Genomic DNA, 14,994 nt, shown 5'->3' with positions numbered 1-14,994 from the left:
CGTCAGCGCAGCTGCGCGAACGCCTCGACGCGAATCGTCGGGCCGACGACCAGCACGATGTCGCCCGCGCTCAGCACCGTGTCGGCCTCGGCGTTGCGCCAGACGCCGTCGGCCGGCCTGTAGGCGGCGATCGTGACGCCGTGCTCGGTGCGCACACCGGCATCGGTGAGCGTCCGTCCCTGCACCTGCGTCGGCGCGGCGGCTTTCACCATCGCGTAGCCCTTGTCGATCTCGAGGTAGTCTGCCGCCGCTCCCCGCACGAGGTGCGCGACGCGGCGCCCCATCTCCTTGTCGGGGTAGATCACCTTGTGCACGCCGAGCTGCTCCAGGATCAGCCCGTGCTGCTCGTCCGTGGCCTTGGCCCAGACCACCGGCACCTTGAGCTGCAGCAGCAGCGACGCGGTGAGGATCGACGCCCTGATGTCGGTGCCGATGGCCAGCACGACGCGGTCGAAGTCGTCGATCGCCAGCTGCTGCAGCACGTCGAGCTTGGTGGCGTCGGCCCGCACGACCTGGGTGAGGTGCCCGTTCAACGACTGGACGAGGTCCTCGTCCGAGTCGATGCCGAGCACCTCGGTGCCCGACGCCATGAGCTCGCGGGCGAGCGATGCGCCGAAGCGGCCGAGGCCGATCACGGCGACCGAGTCGGCTTCCGCGATGCGGCGGGCATCCGAGCCGAACGAGAGGAACTTGACCACGGGGATCCTTCCGGTGGGGGAGTCAGCCGATCGCCGGCCGCTCCTTGGCGAGTTCGTAGGCGATGCGCCGCTCGCGCAGGGCGAGGGCGGAGCCGAGGGTGAGGGGGCCGAGCCGGCCGAGGAACATCAGCAGAACCAGGATGATCTTCGCGGCGTCGGGAAGGCCGGCGGTGACGCCGGTGGACATGCCCACCGTGCCGAAGGCCGACACCGCCTCGAACAGCACGCGATCCAGATCGAGGTCGGTCATCGCCAGGATCGCCACGACGGCGGCCATGATCGCGCCGACGGAGATCACCACGACCGTGATCGCCTCACGGTGCACCGCACGCGAGAGGCGCTTGCCCAACACGTTCACAGCGGTGCCGCCGCGCAGCTCGGTCCACATGATGAAGAAGAGCACCGCGAAGGTCGTGACCTTGATGCCGCCCGCGGTTCCCGCCGGCCCTCCGCCGATGAACATCAGCACGTCCGTCATCAGCCAGGTCTCGTCGTGGAGCCGAGACGTGTCGACCGAGTTGAAGCCGGCCGTGCGGGCCTGAACCGAATGGAAGAACCCGGCGAGCACGCGGGCGGCGGGATCGAGCGGGCCGAGGGTGTGCGGGTTGTCCCACTCCACCGCGAGCGTGAAGACACTGCCCACGACAAGCAGCACGAGGGTCGCCGCCAGCACGACGCGCGTGTTCATCGTCCAGTGCAGGGGGCGGCGCAGCTCGCGGCGCAGCTGCCGCAGCACGGGGAAGCCGAGCCCGCCCAGGATGATGGCCGCGCAGATCGGCAGGCAGATCCACGGATCCGAGACGAAGCCCATGAGGCTGTCGGTGTACAGCGCGAAGCCCGCGTTGTTGAACGACGACACCGCGTGGAACAGCGCGTGCCAGGCAGCCCGCCCGACGTCGTAGCCGTATCCCGTGAGGAAGCGGACGAAGAGCACGGCGGCCGTCGCGGCCTCGATGACGAGGGTGGTGGCCAGGATGCCCGTCGCGACGCGGCGGAGGTCGCCCGTGCTCTCCGACTTGGTCTCGGTCGAGGTGATCAGGCGCGAGCGCACGGAGAGCTTGCGGGCGAGGGCCAGGCCGATGAGAGCGGCGAACAGCATGATCCCGAGCCCGCCGAGCTGGATGAGCGCGAGAATCACCAGCTTGCCGAAGGGGCTCCAGTAGACGGGGGTGTCCGTGACGATCAGTCCCGTGACGCACACCGCCGAGGTGGAGGTGAACAGCGCGTCGACGAACCCGGTCCAGCGGCCCTGCGCCGAGGAGATCGGCAGCATCAGCAGGATGGTGCCCGCCGCCACGACGGCGCCGAAGCCGGCGACGATCGCCTGAGCCGGAGCGAGCCTCGGGCGAAGCAGGCGCCGCGCTCGCGGCAGGGAAGTGGACACGAAGCCCGAGCGTACGGCCGCGTCACGGCGCGTGAACGGGATCCTCACGCAATCCTCACGCGCGGCCGGGATCCCTCACGGCATCCGTGCGTCCCGTCGTCAGTCGACCACGAGCCGGTAGCCCATTCCCTGCTCGGTGAGCAGGTGCCGAGGGCGGGCCGGGTCGACCTCGAGCTTCTTCCGCAACTGCGAGATGTACAGCCTCAGGTAGCCGGTGTCGGCGACCTGAGCCGAGCCCCACAGGTCTTTCAGCAGCTCCTGCCGGGTGACGAGGGCGCCGGGATTGCGGGCGAGGAACTCGAGCATGCGCCACTCTGTCGGCGTGAGGTGCACGGGATCGCCGCGGCGCGTGACCGTCTTCGCCGCGAGATCGACCTCGATCTCGCCGAACCGCACCTGCGGCGCCCCGGTCGATCCGGCGGACCGCCGCGCGAGTGCCCGGAGCCGGGCGAGCAGCTCATCGATCTGGAAGGGCTTGGTGACGTAGTCGTCGGCGCCCGCATCAAGAGCATCGACCTTGTCGGCCGAGCCGGTGCGCCCCGACACGACGACGATCGGGGCGTCGGTCCAGCCCCGCAGCGCATGGATCACCTCGATCCCGTCCAGCCGCGGCATCCCCAGGTCGAGCAGCACGACGTCGGGGCGTGACTGCGCCGCGACGGTGATCGTCTCGGCGCCGTCCGACGCCGAGACCACGTCATAGCCGTGCGCGCCGAGCGTGATGCGCATCGCGCGGATCAGCTGGGGGTCGTCGTCGGCGATCAGGATCTTCATGCGCGGCCCTCCGGGGGCACCGGCGACAGGGGCAGCTCGACGACCATCGTGAGCCCGCCGCCCGGCGTGTCATCGGTGGTGAGCGTACCGCCCATGCCCTCCGTGAAGCCGCGTGAGAGCGCGAGCCCGAGACCGAGGCCGGTGGTGTTGTCGGTGTCGCCCATCCGCTGGAAGGGCGCGAACATCTCGCCCTGCCGCTCGGCCGGCACACCGGGACCGTGATCGACGATCAGGATGCGCCCGCGCCGGTTCTCGGCCTCGGTCTGGATGCGCACAGCACCTTGGTCGGGGGAGAAGCGGTCGGCGTTGGCGAGCACGTTCACCAGCACGCGCTGCAGCAGCACGGGATCGCCCTGCACGGGGGGCATGTGGGGCACGAGGGCGAGGTCGACGCGGGCGGGCGGGAGGTCGAGCTCGTCGATCGCGGCCAGGATCACATCGGCCGCATCGACCGGCTCGAGGGAGACGGCCAGCACGCCGGCCTGCACGCGACCGACATCGAGCAGGTCGGTCACGAGGGTCGACAGGGTCTCGAGGCTCTCGTGGGCGGTGTCGAGCAGCTCCCTGCGATCCTCCGCCGAGAGCGGGGCCCCGGCCGTGCGGAGCCCACCGACTGCGGCGACGGCGGAGGCGAGCGGTCGGCGCAGGTCGTGGCTCACGGCCGACAGCAGCGCCGAGCGCACGGAGTCGGCGACGGCGAGTGCCTCGGCCTCACGCGCCGCTTCACTGAGGTGGGCGTGCTCGAGGGCGGCGCCCAGCTGCGTGGCGACCACCGTGAGCAGGCGCTGCTCGGCGGCGCCGAGCCGCGTGCCGTGCAGTTCGAGGGTGGCTCGAGGGGTGTCCCGAGCGCCCACCGATACGGAGAAGGAGCGGCCATCCCACGCGGGCTCGCCGTCGGTCGCGATCACCCTGTCGTCGAGGTCGAGCAGGCGCGCGCCGGTCGCGCGGAACGCCTCCCGGGCCCGCGTGACGAGCGCCTGGGCCGCGCTCTCACCGCGCAGCACGCTGCCCGAGATCGTGGCGAGCAGTTCCGCCTCGGCTGCCGCGCGCTGTGCCACACGCGCGCGCCGCGCCGCCTGGTCGACGATCCAGCTGACGAGCACCGCGCTGATGACGTACAGGGTCACCGACAGCACGTGCGTCGGCGAGGCGATGGTGATCGTGAACACCGGCTCGAGGAAGAGGAAGTTGAGCGTGAGCCCCGACAGCACGGCCGCGAACACGGCGGGCCAGATGCCGCCGACGAGCGCGACCACGACGACGAGAAGCTGATACGACAGCACGTTCACCGCGAGGGTCTCTGGGTGGGCGAGCGCGTACAGCAGCCACGACAGGAGCGGTCCGGCGGTGAGCGCGACGGCGAAGCCGAGGATGCGACGCTTCGCCGTCAGAGCCCCAGTGGTCAGTCGCGGCAGACGCACCGCGCTTTCGTATGGTTCTTCGCTCGAGGGGCCGTCCACGTGGGTGAGCGTACGCCGCGCATCCGGCCGCGCCGTCGATCCTCACGGATTCGATGCGGTGCGCCACGACTCCCATCCGGCGACGACCCGGCCCGGCAGTCGGGTCGTCGCGCGAGCGAAGACGTCAGTACGACGTGCGCCGCGTCTCGTCCGCCTCGCGGATGAAGGTCTCCGCGAGGCGCTCCGACCCGCGGGCGACGAGCGAGACGTCGGCGCCGACGAGCACGAACCGGGCGCCCGCGTCGGCGTAGCCGCGGGCCGCGGCCGGGTCGAAGGCGTTGACCCCGACGGGCGTGCCGGCGGCCCGGGCTCCCTCGAACGCGCGGCGGACTGCCGCGACGACGTCCGGGTGCGTCTGCTGCCCGATGAGCCCCATCGACGCCGCGAGGTCGCTGGGGCCGACGAACACGCCGTCGACGCCGTCGACCGCGGCGATGGCCTGGGCGTTCTCGACGCCCTCGGCGGTCTCGATCTGGACGATCACCGCGGTGTGGGCGACCGCGTCCTGCAGGTAGTCGTCGATGCGGTTCCAGCGGCCCGACCGCGCGAGCGCGTTGCCCACGCCGCGGTGGCCGCGGGGCGGATAGGAGGCGTGCGCGACCGCCGCCTCGGCCTCGGCCGCGGTCGAGACCATCGGCACCATGATCGTCTGCGCGCCCAGGTCGAGCACCTGCTTGATCCACACGGCGTCGTTTGCGGGGACGCGCACGACCGTCGTGACCGGGTAGGCCGCAGCTGCCTGCAGCATCCCCTGCACCTCGCCGAGGCCGACCGGCCCGTGCTCCATGTCGATCAGCAGCCAGTCGAGGCCGGAGCCCGCCATGATCTCTGCCATCACGGGGGATCCGGAGCAGACCCACCCGCCGAACAGCGGGCGATCCGATCCGGCGATCCGGTCCCGAAGGCTCACTGGAAGCTGCATGCGATTGTCCCCGTCCGTCCGTAGTCAGCCAGGATGCTGTCGCCCGCCGTCACCCACACGGGGCGCGTGAACGAGCCCGCCAGGATGATCTGCCCCGCCTCGAGCCGGTCGCCGTGCTGATGCACCTTGTTCGCGAGCCAGGCGACGCCCATCCCCGGATGACCGAGGACGCCTCCGGAGACGCCCGTCTCCTCGATGGTCTCGTTGCGGTACAGCATCGCACCGACCCAGCGGAGGTCGATGTCGTCCGGTCGCATCGGGCGCCCGCCGAGCACCATCCCGCCGTACGCCGCGTTGTCGCTGATCGTGTCGACGATCGTGCGGCCCTCCATCTCGATGTGCGAGTTCAGCACCTCGAGCGCCGGGGTGACGTACTCGGTCGCGCGCAGCACGTCGAACAGCGTGCACGCGGGCCCCTCGAGCGGCTCCTTCAGCACGAAGGCGAGTTCCACCTCGATCCGGATGTTCGAGAAGTCGCCGGCCGGGATGACCGCGCCCGACTGCCACACGGTGTCGTCGAACATCACGCCGTAGTCGGGCTCGGTGATGCCCGTCGCCTGCTGCATCGCCTTCGACGTCAGACCGATCTTGCGGCCGACGAGCCGACGTCCCGCCGCGACCTGCTGATCGCGCCAGATTCCCTGGATCGCGTAGGCGTCGTCGATCGTCGCCCCGGGGAACCGTGCGGTGATCCGCGGGATCATCCCGTGCGTGCGCTCCGCCTCGGCGAGCTCCGCGGCGATACCCGCGATCTGATCCTGCGTCAGCATGGTCATCCCCTCGTCACAGCTGGTGGCCGAGCTTGTACTCGCCCTGCTTCCACGAGGGCATCTCATCCTCGTCCTGCGGGCGCGTGTACGAGAAGCCGTCGGCGCCGATCGTCACGGCCATCTCGCTCTTGTCCTCGCGCGACACGACGGGCTGCGGGTTGCCGTCGAGGTCGAGCACGAGCGATGCCTCGGTGTACCAGCTCGGCACGACCGGGTTTCCCCAGAAGTCGCGGCGCTGGTTGTCGTGCACGTCCCACGTGATGACGGGGTTGTCGGGATCGCCCGTGTAGTAGTCCTGCGTGTAGATCTCGACGCGATGGCCGTCGGGGTCGCGCAGGTACAGATAGAACGCGTTCGAGACGCCGTGCCGACCCGGTCCGCGCTCGATCGCGTCGGAGCGTCGCAGGGCGCCGAGCTTGTCGCAGATCGCGAGGATGTTGTGCTTCTCGTGCGTCGCGAACGCGACGTGGTGCATGCGGGGTCCGTCGCCGCCGGTCGCGGCGGTGTCGTGGACGGTCGGCTTGCGGCGCATCCACGCGGCGTAGACGGTGCCGTCGGAGTCCTGGATGTCCTCGGTGACGCGGAAGCCGAGGTCCTGGTAGTGACGCACGGCGCGCGGCACATCCGGGGTCACCTGGTTGAAGTGATCGAGGCGCACGAGCTCGCCGGGCGACTGCAGGTCGTAGCGCCACGACAGGCGCTCGGTGTGCTCGGTGGCGTGGAAGAACTCGTACGGGAAGCCCAGCGGATCCTCGACCCGCACCGAATCGCCGATTCCCTTGGTGAAGCCCTCGGGCCGGCGAATGACGCGGCAGCCGAGCTCTTCATAGAAGGCCACGGCCTTGTCGAGGTCCTCGGGGGTGCGCACGCGGTACGAGAACGCCGCGACGGCCGCGACCGGGCCTTTGCGCAGCACGAGGTTGTGGTGGATGAACTCCTCGGTCGAGCGGAGGTAGATCGCCTCGTCGTCCTCCTCGGTCACGTGGAGCCCCAGGATGTCGACGTAGAACTCGCGGGACCGCGCGAGATCGGTCACGACGAGGTCCATGTACGCGCAGCGCAGGATGTCGGGCGCGGGGGAGGACGGGGTGGCGACGGCGTTGTCGGCCTGGATCGGCGCCTCCTGCGAGACGTAGAACCCCGACGAGGTCAGCGTCCCGCGGCGGTCGGTGGATTCGGTCATGTCAGCGTCCTTGCTTTCTGTCTCTTTCGGCCCCCGGTCCTCGGCCCTCGGTCCTCGGTCGTTGAGCGAGCGAAGCGAGTCGAAACGGGGTGACCTTGCCGTGGCGATGTTCCGCCGTTTCGACTCGGTCGCTTCGCTCCCTCGCTCAACGACCGATGCCGAAGGTGGGGTTGTGCACCTTGCCGAGCGTGATGTGCACGGCCTGCTGGTCGGTGTAGAAGTCGATCGAGCGGTAGCCGCCCTCGTGGCCGAGGCCCGAGGCCTTCACTCCGCCGAACGGGGTGCGGAGGTCGCGCACGTTGTTCGAGTTGAGCCACACCATGCCGGCCTCGACCGCCTGCGAGAAGTTGTGCGCGCGCTTCAGGTCGTTGGTCCAGATGTACGCCGCGAGGCCGTACTTGGTGTTGTTGGCGAGCTCGAGCGCCTCCTCGTCCGTATCGAACGGGGTGATCGCGACGACCGGGCCGAAGATCTCCTCCTGGAAGATGCGGGCATCCGGCTTCACGTCGGCGAACACCGTGGGGGCGACGAAGTTGCCGTCGTCGAAGCCCTCCGGCCGGCCGCCGCCGGCGACGAGGCGGCCCTCGCTCTTGCCGATCTCGACGTACGACATGACCTTGTCGTAGTGCTCGGGGTGAACGAGCGCGCCGACCTCGGTCGCGGGATCGTGCGGGTAGCCGACCTTGACGCGCTTCGCCTGCGCCGCGTAGCGCTCGACGAACTCGTCGTAGATGTCGCGCTGGACGAGGATCCGGGATCCGGCCGTGCAGCGCTCGCCGTTCAGCGAGAACACGCCGAAGATGGTCGCGTCGACCGCCGCCTCGAGGTCGGCGTCGGCGAAGACGACGGCGGGCGACTTGCCGCCGAGCTCCATCGACAGGCCCTTCAGGTGTGGGGCGGCGTTGGCGAAGATCAGCTGCCCCGTCGAGCTCTCGCCCGTGAAGGAGATGAGCGGCACGTCCGGGTGCTTCACGAGGGCGTCGCCGGCGTCCTCGCCGAAGCCGTGAACGAGGTTGAACACTCCCTCGGGAAGGCCCGCCTCCTCGAAGATGCCGGCCCACAGCGAGGCCGACAGGGGAGTGAACTCGGCCGGCTTCAGCACGACCGTGTTGCCGGTCGCGAGAGCGGGGCCGAGCTTCCACGACTCGAGCATGAACGGCGTGTTCCACGGCGTGATGAGCCCCGCGACGCCGATCGGCTTGCGGTTGACGTAGTTGATCTGGCGCCCGGGCACCTTGAACGTGTCGTCGGCCTGCGCCACGATCAGGTCGGCGAAGAAGCGGAAGTTCTCGGCCGCACGGCGGGCCTGGCCCAGCGCCTGGGTGATCGGCAGCCCCGAGTCGAACGACTCGAGCTCGGCGAGGCGGGCATCGCGCGACTCGACGAGATCGGCGATCCGGTGAAGGATGCGCGACCGCTCGCGCGGCAGCATCTTCGGCCACGGCCCCTCCCGGAAGGCGGTGCGGGCGGCGGCGACCGCGGCGTCGACGTCGGCCTTCTTCCCCGCGGCGGCCCGGATGTACGTCTCGTTCGAGACCGGATCGAGCACGTCGAACGTGCCGCCGTCGATCGAGTCGACGTGCGTCCCGCCGATGTAGTGCTGGATCTTGGTGGGAAGGTCGGCGGGCACGTGGCGGCGGTCGTACGCGGTGGTGCTCATGCTTTCTCCTGCGGTGTCGGGTCTGTCTCGGCGAGGTAGGCGTTCATGGTTCCCCAGCGGTGCTGCCGGGCGGCGAGCTCGATCTCGATCGGGGCCGCGCCCGCGCGCAGCAGCTCGAGGATCCGTGCGTGCTCGCGCACCGACTCGGGCGCGCGACCGGGCACGAACGCGAAGGACGAGTCGAGCAGGTTGTGAAGGCGGGTCCACCCCCGGTGCACGAGGTCGACGATGTGCGGGTTGGGGCAGGGCTCGAACAGGATCGAGTGGAACTCGCGGTTGAGCCGGGTGAAGGCGATCGGGTCGAAGTCGTCGAGCAGCGCGATGAGCCGGGCGTTGACGGCCTCGGCCCGATCGAGGTCGGCGGGGGTGAGCAGCGGGGCCGCGAGGGCGGTGGCGATGCCCTCGACGACGCCGAGCGTCTGCATCGAGTGCGCGTACTCGTCGCGGTCGACGAGCGAGACCCTCGCCCCGACGTTGCGCTCGAACTCGACGAGACCCTCGGCCTCGAGGCGGCGGATCGCCTCGCGCACGGGCACCACGCTGATGTCCAGCGCCTGGGCGACGGAGCCGAGCACGAGCCGGTAGCCGGGGCCGAACTCGCGCCGCTGGATCCGCTCGCGCAGCCACTCGTAGGCGCGCTGCGACTTGCTCTCGGTGGTGACGGTGCTCATCCTGCCCCGCCCGATCCGGTCTCGGCCTCGTAGCGGGCGCGCCACTCGGCGTTCATCGGGAACAGCCCGTCGACCGGATGCCCGGCAGCGACCTGCGACGCGATCCACGCGTCCTCGGCCTCCTGTGCGAGGCACGCGTCGGCGACCTCTTCGGCGAGGGACGGCGGGATCACGATCACGCCGTCGTCGTCGCCCACGATGATGTCGCCCGGCTGCACGGTCGCGCCGCCGCAGGCGATCGTCACGTCCTGCTCCCACGGCACGTGCCGCCGCCCGAGGACGGCGGGGTGCGGGCCCCGCGAGAAGACGGGGATGTCGAAGCCGGCCACCTGCGCGTAGTCGCGAACGCCGCCGTCGGTGACGATGCCGGCGGCTCCGCGGGCCTGTGCACGCAGGGCGAGGATGTCGCCGAGAGTGCCGGAGGCGGCGTCGCCGCGCGCCTCGATGACGATCACCTCGCCCGGCGCGACGCTGTCGAACGCGCGCTTCTGGGCGTTGTAGCCGCCGCCGTGGGCCGCGAACAGGTCCTCGCGCAGCGGCACGAAGCGGAGCGTTTTCGCGGTGCCGACGAGCTTGGCCCCCGGCGTGTTCGACCGCGGGCCGTCGAGGAAGACCGAGCGGATGCCGCGCTGCCGCAGCTGCTGTGACAGACCGGCGACCGGGGCCTCGAGGAGCTTCGCGCGCAGCGCGTCGGTCAGGATCGGCGCGGGCTCGGGAAGTCCCGCCGCCTCACGCGAGCCCCACGCCTTCTCGCGCTGCAGGTCATCGACGGAGGGAAGCGACCCGAGTGACGGATCGAAGTCGTCCGTCCCCTCGACGACCCGCGAGACGAGCCGTCCGCTCGTGGGAGCGCCCGGCGCATCCGGGGCGTCCACCTCGACCTCGATCACGTCCCCCGGCACGGCGACCGAGGAGCCGGCGGGAGTGCCGGTCAGGATGACGTCGCCCACCTCGAGCGTCAGGTGCTGCGAGAGATCGGCGATCAGCTGTGCGAGCGGGAAGATCATCCGGTCGGGGGCGGTGGAGTCGGCTTGCACCAGCTCGCCGTTGCGCCAGGCGCGCACCCGCAGGCCGGCGGGGTCGACGGCGCGGGCGTCGATCAGCCCCGGGCCGAGCGGGGTGTAGCCGTCCCGGCCCTTGTTGCGGAGGTTCGAGCCCTTGTCGTTGGCGCGGAGGTCGTACAGGCCCCAGTCGTTCGATGCCGTGACCCAGCCGACGTGGCGCCATGCATCGGCCGCCGAGACATGGCGAGCGGGAGCGCCGATGATCAGCGCGACCTCGCCCTCGAACGCCAGCAGCTCGGTGCCGGTCGGGCGCTCGACCTCGGCACCGCTGGGGGCGATCGAGCTCGTCGGCTTCAGGAAGTACGACGGGGCCGCCGGGCGGCGGCCGCGCTGAGCGGCGCGGGACTCGTACGCGAGGTGCACCGCGATGACCTTGCCGGGCACCGCCGGAAGCGCTGCGAATCGGGGGTCGGTCGCCGGATGCGTCACTCCGAGCTCCTTCGCTCTCGTGCCCCGGGGAACCGACCCCGGGCGTCGTATCCGAAATGATATACGATCCGGATCGCGCGGGGAAGGCCCGGCGAGCGTGCGCCGCCTCAGGGCCGCTGCGGCCCGAGCCCTCGCGCGATCGCGGCCGTCGCTCCCAGCCACGCGCGGCGGGTGGCAGGGCGGAGCGCCGTGAAGTGGAGGTACCCGCCCGCCATCGCCGGGTCGTAAGGGATCGCGGCCACGTCGCGCGACAGGTCGCGATAGCCGTCGACGACGCTGCGCACCTCGGCCGCGCTCGCGTGGGGATCGGCCTGGCTGACGATCGCCACGGAGTTCTCGACGAGCGAGGCCGAGCGGGCGTCGCGGTCGGCGAGCGCCTCGAGCAGCAGCGCCCCTGCCTCGGCGTGCTCGGCGCGGGTGGTGGTCGCCAGCACGATCTGGTCCCACGCGAGCACGCCGGCCCCGCCGTAGCGGGCGAAGACCGCCGCGGTCAGGATGGTCGTCGGCGTCTTGCCGCTGCCGCCCTTCGCGTTGACGATCGCGATCGTGCGCGGGCCCGGCCAGTGCTGGGACACCGTGAAGATGTCGGTGCGCTCGGCGCGCTCGTCGGCACTCGGGGGGACGCGCATCCCGGTCTTCGCGAGGAAGCCGCGCCATCCCTTCTCGGCCGGCTCCTCCGCGCGCTCGGGGGTGAGGAACGAGCGGCGCCCTTCGGGGGCGGCGGGTTCCCGCCGGGTGGCGGGCTTCTCGGCGGGCTTCCCGCCCCGCTGGCGGTCGTTCGCGGACTTCGTGGCCCGGGTCCTCTCCGCGCGCGGGCGGCGCGTGTCTGCCTCGCCCTGGGGGGCACGCGTCCCGGGAGTCTGCGGCGAGACGTGCAGCGGCGCGAACAGGTCGATCGGGTCGGCGTCGGGAGCGGCTGGGGAGGGCGCGGTCGGGGCGGACGCGGCAGCCGGGGCCGGCGCGCGGCCCGGGGTCCGCGGCTTGACCGCATCGCGCTTCGGCGCGGCGGAAGGCGCGGGTCGCGGCGCCGGGGCGCCCGCCGGCCGCGGGGTCCGCTGGGGCGCCGGCGTCGGCTCCACGGAGGTCGTCGCCTTCGGCGTCGCCGCGGCCGACAGCGGCTGAGGCGCGACGGGAGGCAGCGGCTCGCTCGCGGGGCTCGGATCCGTCGCCTCGCGCTGCTGACGCCGGGTCGGCGGCTCGGGGCTCGGGTCGTCGACGACGTCGCTGTCGTCGTCGTCATCGTCGAAGGAGACGCCGAGCACCGGAAGGCTCGTCGTCACGAGGCCCGATCCGCGCAGGGGATCCGGCAGATCGATCGGGCCGCTCTCCGTGCTCGGCGTCGCCTGAGCGACGGGCTCGGGTTCCGGCTCGGGTTGGGTCGGCTCCGCGTCCGCCGGGTCGCCGTCCTCGTCCTGGGTGGCGACCTCGTTCTGGGTGGAGTCATCCGGCGTCGAGTCGTCCTGTGGGGCGTCATCGCTCTCCGCGGCCTCCTCCCGCGGCGCGGAACCGTCTGCGGCCCCAGGCTCGGGGGAATCCGACGCCTCGGCGGCCTCGGGCGCCTCGCCGTCCTCGTCCGGCTGGACGTCGCCGTCGGCGTGGACGATCAGCGGCCACGTGCCGTCGGGCTCGGTGACATGGAGGCGGACGGCGGCGTCGCGCTCCTGTGCGGCGGCGATCGCATGCATCATGATCGCGTGGCGGCCGTCCTCGACCGTGGCCGTGTCGAACTCGGTCAGGACGTCTCCCGCCACGACCGCGGCGGAGCCGTCCTCGTTCACGATCGCGATGAGCATCGCGGTGTCGGTGGTGGACATTCGTCACTCCTCCCACGGGAGCCCAGGTCAGGGCGGAATCCCGTCATCCCACAGTAGCGACGGGGTCGCCTCCCGTCGCGGGAACCGGTGCCCGCGGCCGCGTCGAAGTCCGCTCGGCCCCGTCGGGAGGTGCCCCGAGGCCCGTCCCCGCGGCGGTCTGACAGGGTCGCGGCGACTACCCTGGAAGGGGCGGACCACTCGGTCCGATCCACCGCGAACGCGCTGATGGGGAGGTGCCATGGGACGCAACGCCGAAGCCATCCAGGAGGGCGTCGCCATCGCGCTCGCCGCCGCGCGCCTCTCGGTCAAGAACGCCATCCTCGTCGGCACGATCTCGCTGGACGAGTCGTTCGATCCGCAGCACTTCGTGGACGCCGCGCGTGCGGCGCTGATCGCCCTCGCCGACGAGCAGGATGAGGCCGCGGCCGCCGTCTCCCGTGCGCGGAAGGCGGCCTGGGGGCGCCACACGCAGCCGCACGGGACGCACGACTACCGCGACCGGGACGTCCGCAACCTCCGCCGCCGCGCGAAGCAGTACTCGGGTGTGGCGAAGGCCCTGCGGGCGAAGGCCGATGACGAGGCGGAGCTGCGCGAGCTCGTCGAGCGGGCGCGCGAGGCCGCCTGGCACGACGTCGAGGTGAACCTGCAGGGCCGCCTTCGCGTCGAGGCGATGCGCCCCGAGCAGGACCCCGATTACGAGTCGATGCGCGAGGCGCGAATGCAGGCGCTGCGCCTCGTCGACCTGCAGAAGCTCTCGGCGCAGGCGCGCCGCAAGCGCACGCTCGCGGCGGTTGCCGAGGACACCGCCGACGCCGTGTCCTGAGCGACGCGATTAACGCGATCGTTCGATTCAGAGCGGACGGCGCAATCCGCGCGTAACACGCGCTGGGCATACTCGATCGTGCAGCGTAAGCCGTTGCGGGCCCACCGAGCCACAAGATCCCGGTGGTGTGTGGAGGAGTCGATCGGCTCCACGTGCCCCTGCGGTCTGTGGTTCCTGCGACTTCTCGAATACCTGTCATTCGGTAGAGAAGTGAGATGCGGATGTCGCTCAAGGTCACGATCGTCGTGGGAAACCCCAAGCCCCTGTCGCGCACCCGGAAGGTCGCAGAGCTGCTCGTGGAGAAGCTCCTCGATCCCGGGTCGTACGAACTGGAGGTGATCGATCTCGCCGACCACGTCGACGAGATCTTCACCTGGCCGTCGGAGAAGTTCGCGGGACTGAACGCCGCCGTGGCGGAGTCGGATCTGGTGGTCTTCGCCTCGCCCACGTACAAGGCGACCTACACGGGACTGCTCAAGGCGTTCCTCGACCGCTACCCGGCGAACGGCCTGGCGGGTGTCGTCGCGATCCCGGTGCACACCGGGGCCGACTTCACCCACGCGATGGGCCCCACCCATACGCTCGCACCCCTCCTCGCGGAGCTCGGGGCGACCGTGCCGGGGCGTGGGTTCTATCTGGCACTCAGCCAGCTCGAGCACCTCGACGCGGTCGTCTCGGTGGCCGCGTCGGAGTATGCGGCGAACCTCGCGGGACTCGCGCGGGTCGCCGCCGCGACCTCCGCTGCTCACGTCTGACCGACTGCTCGTCATCGATAGGAGGAGAACAATGTCCCACACCGTCCTTGCCACTCCCGCAGTCGACGCGCGTCGCTTCCGCGACGCCCTCGGGCACTACGCATCGGGCATCACCATCGTCACCGGCCACGACGGCGCCGAGCCCCTGGGGTTCACGTGCCAGTCGTTCTACAGCGTCTCCGTCGAGCCGCCGCTCGTGTCGTTCAGTGTGATGAAGACCTCGACGACCTACCCCCGCATCCGAGAGACCGGCCGCTTCGCGGTGAACGTGCTCTCGTGCGATCAGGCCCACGTGTCCGGTCAATTCGCCCGGAAGGGTACCGACAAGTGGGCCGGGGTCGACTGGACGGCCACGGAATCCGGCAATCCCGTCATCGCGCAGACGCTCCTGTGGGTCGACTGCGAGGTATGGGCGGAGTACGACGCCGGCGACCACTGGATCGTGGTGGGCAGGGTGCGCGAGCTCTCTCCGGAGGGCTGGCACTCGGGAGAGCCGCTGCTGTTCTTCAAGGGGCGCTACCGGCAGCTGAGCGCCGTCGAGGACGCTGCCTGACTCGTCCGCAAACCCAGGAGATCCGCCACCCGGA

14 protein-coding genes are annotated in these 14,994 nt (G+C 71.2%); 3 read left to right on the top strand and 11 right to left on the bottom strand.

Annotated features, from left to right (window positions below; all coding sequences use genetic code 11):
• Positions 1–2: 2 nt before the first annotated feature.
• The 11 genes from ABD161_RS07975 to ABD161_RS07925 form a co-directional block, all read right to left on the bottom strand.
• On the bottom strand, positions 3–698 hold the full coding sequence (locus ABD161_RS07975; protein WP_344001341.1) for a potassium channel family protein: 696 nt from the start codon (positions 696–698) through the stop codon (positions 3–5).
• Positions 699–720: 22 nt separating this feature from the next.
• On the bottom strand, positions 721–2,082 hold the full coding sequence (locus tag ABD161_RS07970) for a TrkH family potassium uptake protein (protein WP_344001339.1): 1,362 nt from the start codon (positions 2,080–2,082) through the stop codon (positions 721–723).
• Between the two features lie 99 nt (positions 2,083–2,181).
• Positions 2,182–2,856, bottom strand: a complete 675-nt coding sequence (locus tag ABD161_RS07965) for a response regulator (protein ID WP_344001337.1) — start codon at positions 2,854–2,856, stop codon at positions 2,182–2,184.
• Positions 2,853–4,277, bottom strand: coding sequence for a sensor histidine kinase (locus ABD161_RS07960; RefSeq protein WP_344001335.1), 1,425 nt, complete (start codon positions 4,275–4,277; stop codon positions 2,853–2,855). The genes ABD161_RS07965 and ABD161_RS07960 overlap by 4 nt, the downstream gene beginning before the upstream one ends.
• Before the next feature lie 163 nt (positions 4,278–4,440).
• Positions 4,441–5,238, bottom strand: a complete 798-nt coding sequence (locus ABD161_RS07955) for an HpcH/HpaI aldolase family protein (RefSeq protein ID WP_344001333.1) — start codon at positions 5,236–5,238, stop codon at positions 4,441–4,443.
• Entirely contained in the window at positions 5,223–6,008 is a 786-nt protein-coding gene (gene hpaH, locus ABD161_RS07950) for a 2-oxo-hept-4-ene-1,7-dioate hydratase (protein ID WP_344001331.1), read from the bottom strand. The genes ABD161_RS07955 and hpaH overlap by 16 nt, the downstream gene beginning before the upstream one ends.
• Positions 6,009–6,021: 13 nt before the next feature.
• Positions 6,022–7,191 (bottom strand): 3,4-dihydroxyphenylacetate 2,3-dioxygenase, encoded by a 1,170-nt coding sequence (hpaD, locus tag ABD161_RS07945; protein ID WP_344001329.1) that lies wholly within the window; start codon positions 7,189–7,191, stop codon positions 6,022–6,024.
• 145 nt (positions 7,192–7,336) lie between these two features.
• Positions 7,337–8,851, bottom strand: a complete 1,515-nt coding sequence (gene hpaE / locus ABD161_RS07940; protein WP_344001327.1) for a 5-carboxymethyl-2-hydroxymuconate semialdehyde dehydrogenase — start codon at positions 8,849–8,851, stop codon at positions 7,337–7,339.
• A complete protein-coding gene (locus ABD161_RS07935) occupies positions 8,848–9,522 on the bottom strand; it encodes a GntR family transcriptional regulator (protein ID WP_344001325.1) in 675 nt (224 codons plus the stop codon). Before ABD161_RS07935 ends, hpaE begins: the two co-directional genes overlap by 4 nt.
• Positions 9,519–11,015, bottom strand: coding sequence for a fumarylacetoacetate hydrolase family protein (locus tag ABD161_RS07930; protein ID WP_344001323.1), 1,497 nt, complete (start codon positions 11,013–11,015; stop codon positions 9,519–9,521). Before ABD161_RS07930 ends, ABD161_RS07935 begins: the two co-directional genes overlap by 4 nt.
• Positions 11,016–11,122: 107 nt before the next feature.
• Positions 11,123–12,829 carry a ParA family protein gene (locus tag ABD161_RS07925; protein ID WP_344001321.1) on the bottom strand — a complete coding sequence of 569 codons (1,707 nt, stop codon included), beginning with the start codon at positions 12,827–12,829 and terminating at the stop codon, positions 11,123–11,125.
• Positions 12,830–13,067: 238 nt separating this feature from the next.
• Between ABD161_RS07925 and ABD161_RS07920 the strand changes: the two genes are divergently transcribed.
• From ABD161_RS07920 to ABD161_RS07910, 3 genes are all read left to right on the top strand, one after another.
• On the top strand, positions 13,068–13,652 hold the full coding sequence (locus ABD161_RS07920) for an asparagine synthase (protein WP_344001319.1): 585 nt from the start codon (positions 13,068–13,070) through the stop codon (positions 13,650–13,652).
• 215 nt (positions 13,653–13,867) lie between these two features.
• The gene (locus tag ABD161_RS07915) at positions 13,868–14,407 is read left to right on the top strand and encodes an NADPH-dependent FMN reductase (RefSeq protein WP_344001317.1); all 540 of its coding nucleotides are present in this window, start codon (positions 13,868–13,870) and stop codon (positions 14,405–14,407) included.
• 31 nt (positions 14,408–14,438) lie between these two features.
• On the top strand, positions 14,439–14,960 hold the full coding sequence (locus ABD161_RS07910) for a flavin reductase family protein (protein ID WP_344001315.1): 522 nt from the start codon (positions 14,439–14,441) through the stop codon (positions 14,958–14,960).
• Positions 14,961–14,994 lie beyond the last annotated feature (34 nt).

It is taken from the genome of Microbacterium paludicola (genome assembly GCF_039529675.1).
In the GTDB taxonomy this organism is placed as follows: Bacteria; Actinomycetota; Actinomycetes; order Actinomycetales; family Microbacteriaceae; genus Microbacterium; species Microbacterium paludicola.
Note: the sequence above shows the minus strand (reverse complement) of the source record. Positions and strands in the feature narration are given on the sequence as shown.

Coding starts and splice junctions, on each gene's coding strand:
- ABD161_RS07965 (WP_344001337.1), bottom strand. CDS start 2,856: ATGAAGATCCTGATCGCCGACGACGACCCCCAGCTGATCCGCGCGATG.
- ABD161_RS07955 (WP_344001333.1), bottom strand. CDS start 5,238: ATGCAGCTTCCAGTGAGCCTTCGGGACCGGATCGCCGGATCGGATCGC.
- hpaH (WP_344001331.1), bottom strand. CDS start 6,008: ATGCTGACGCAGGATCAGATCGCGGGTATCGCCGCGGAGCTCGCCGAG.
- hpaD (WP_344001329.1), bottom strand. CDS start 7,191: ATGACCGAATCCACCGACCGCCGCGGGACGCTGACCTCGTCGGGGTTC.
- hpaE (WP_344001327.1), bottom strand. CDS start 8,851: ATGAGCACCACCGCGTACGACCGCCGCCACGTGCCCGCCGACCTTCCC.
- ABD161_RS07935 (WP_344001325.1), bottom strand. CDS start 9,522: ATGAGCACCGTCACCACCGAGAGCAAGTCGCAGCGCGCCTACGAGTGG.
- ABD161_RS07925 (WP_344001321.1), bottom strand. CDS start 12,829: ATGTCCACCACCGACACCGCGATGCTCATCGCGATCGTGAACGAGGAC.
- ABD161_RS07920 (WP_344001319.1), top strand. CDS start 13,068: ATGGGACGCAACGCCGAAGCCATCCAGGAGGGCGTCGCCATCGCGCTC.
- ABD161_RS07915 (WP_344001317.1), top strand. CDS start 13,868: ATGCGGATGTCGCTCAAGGTCACGATCGTCGTGGGAAACCCCAAGCCC.
- ABD161_RS07910 (WP_344001315.1), top strand. CDS start 14,439: ATGTCCCACACCGTCCTTGCCACTCCCGCAGTCGACGCGCGTCGCTTC.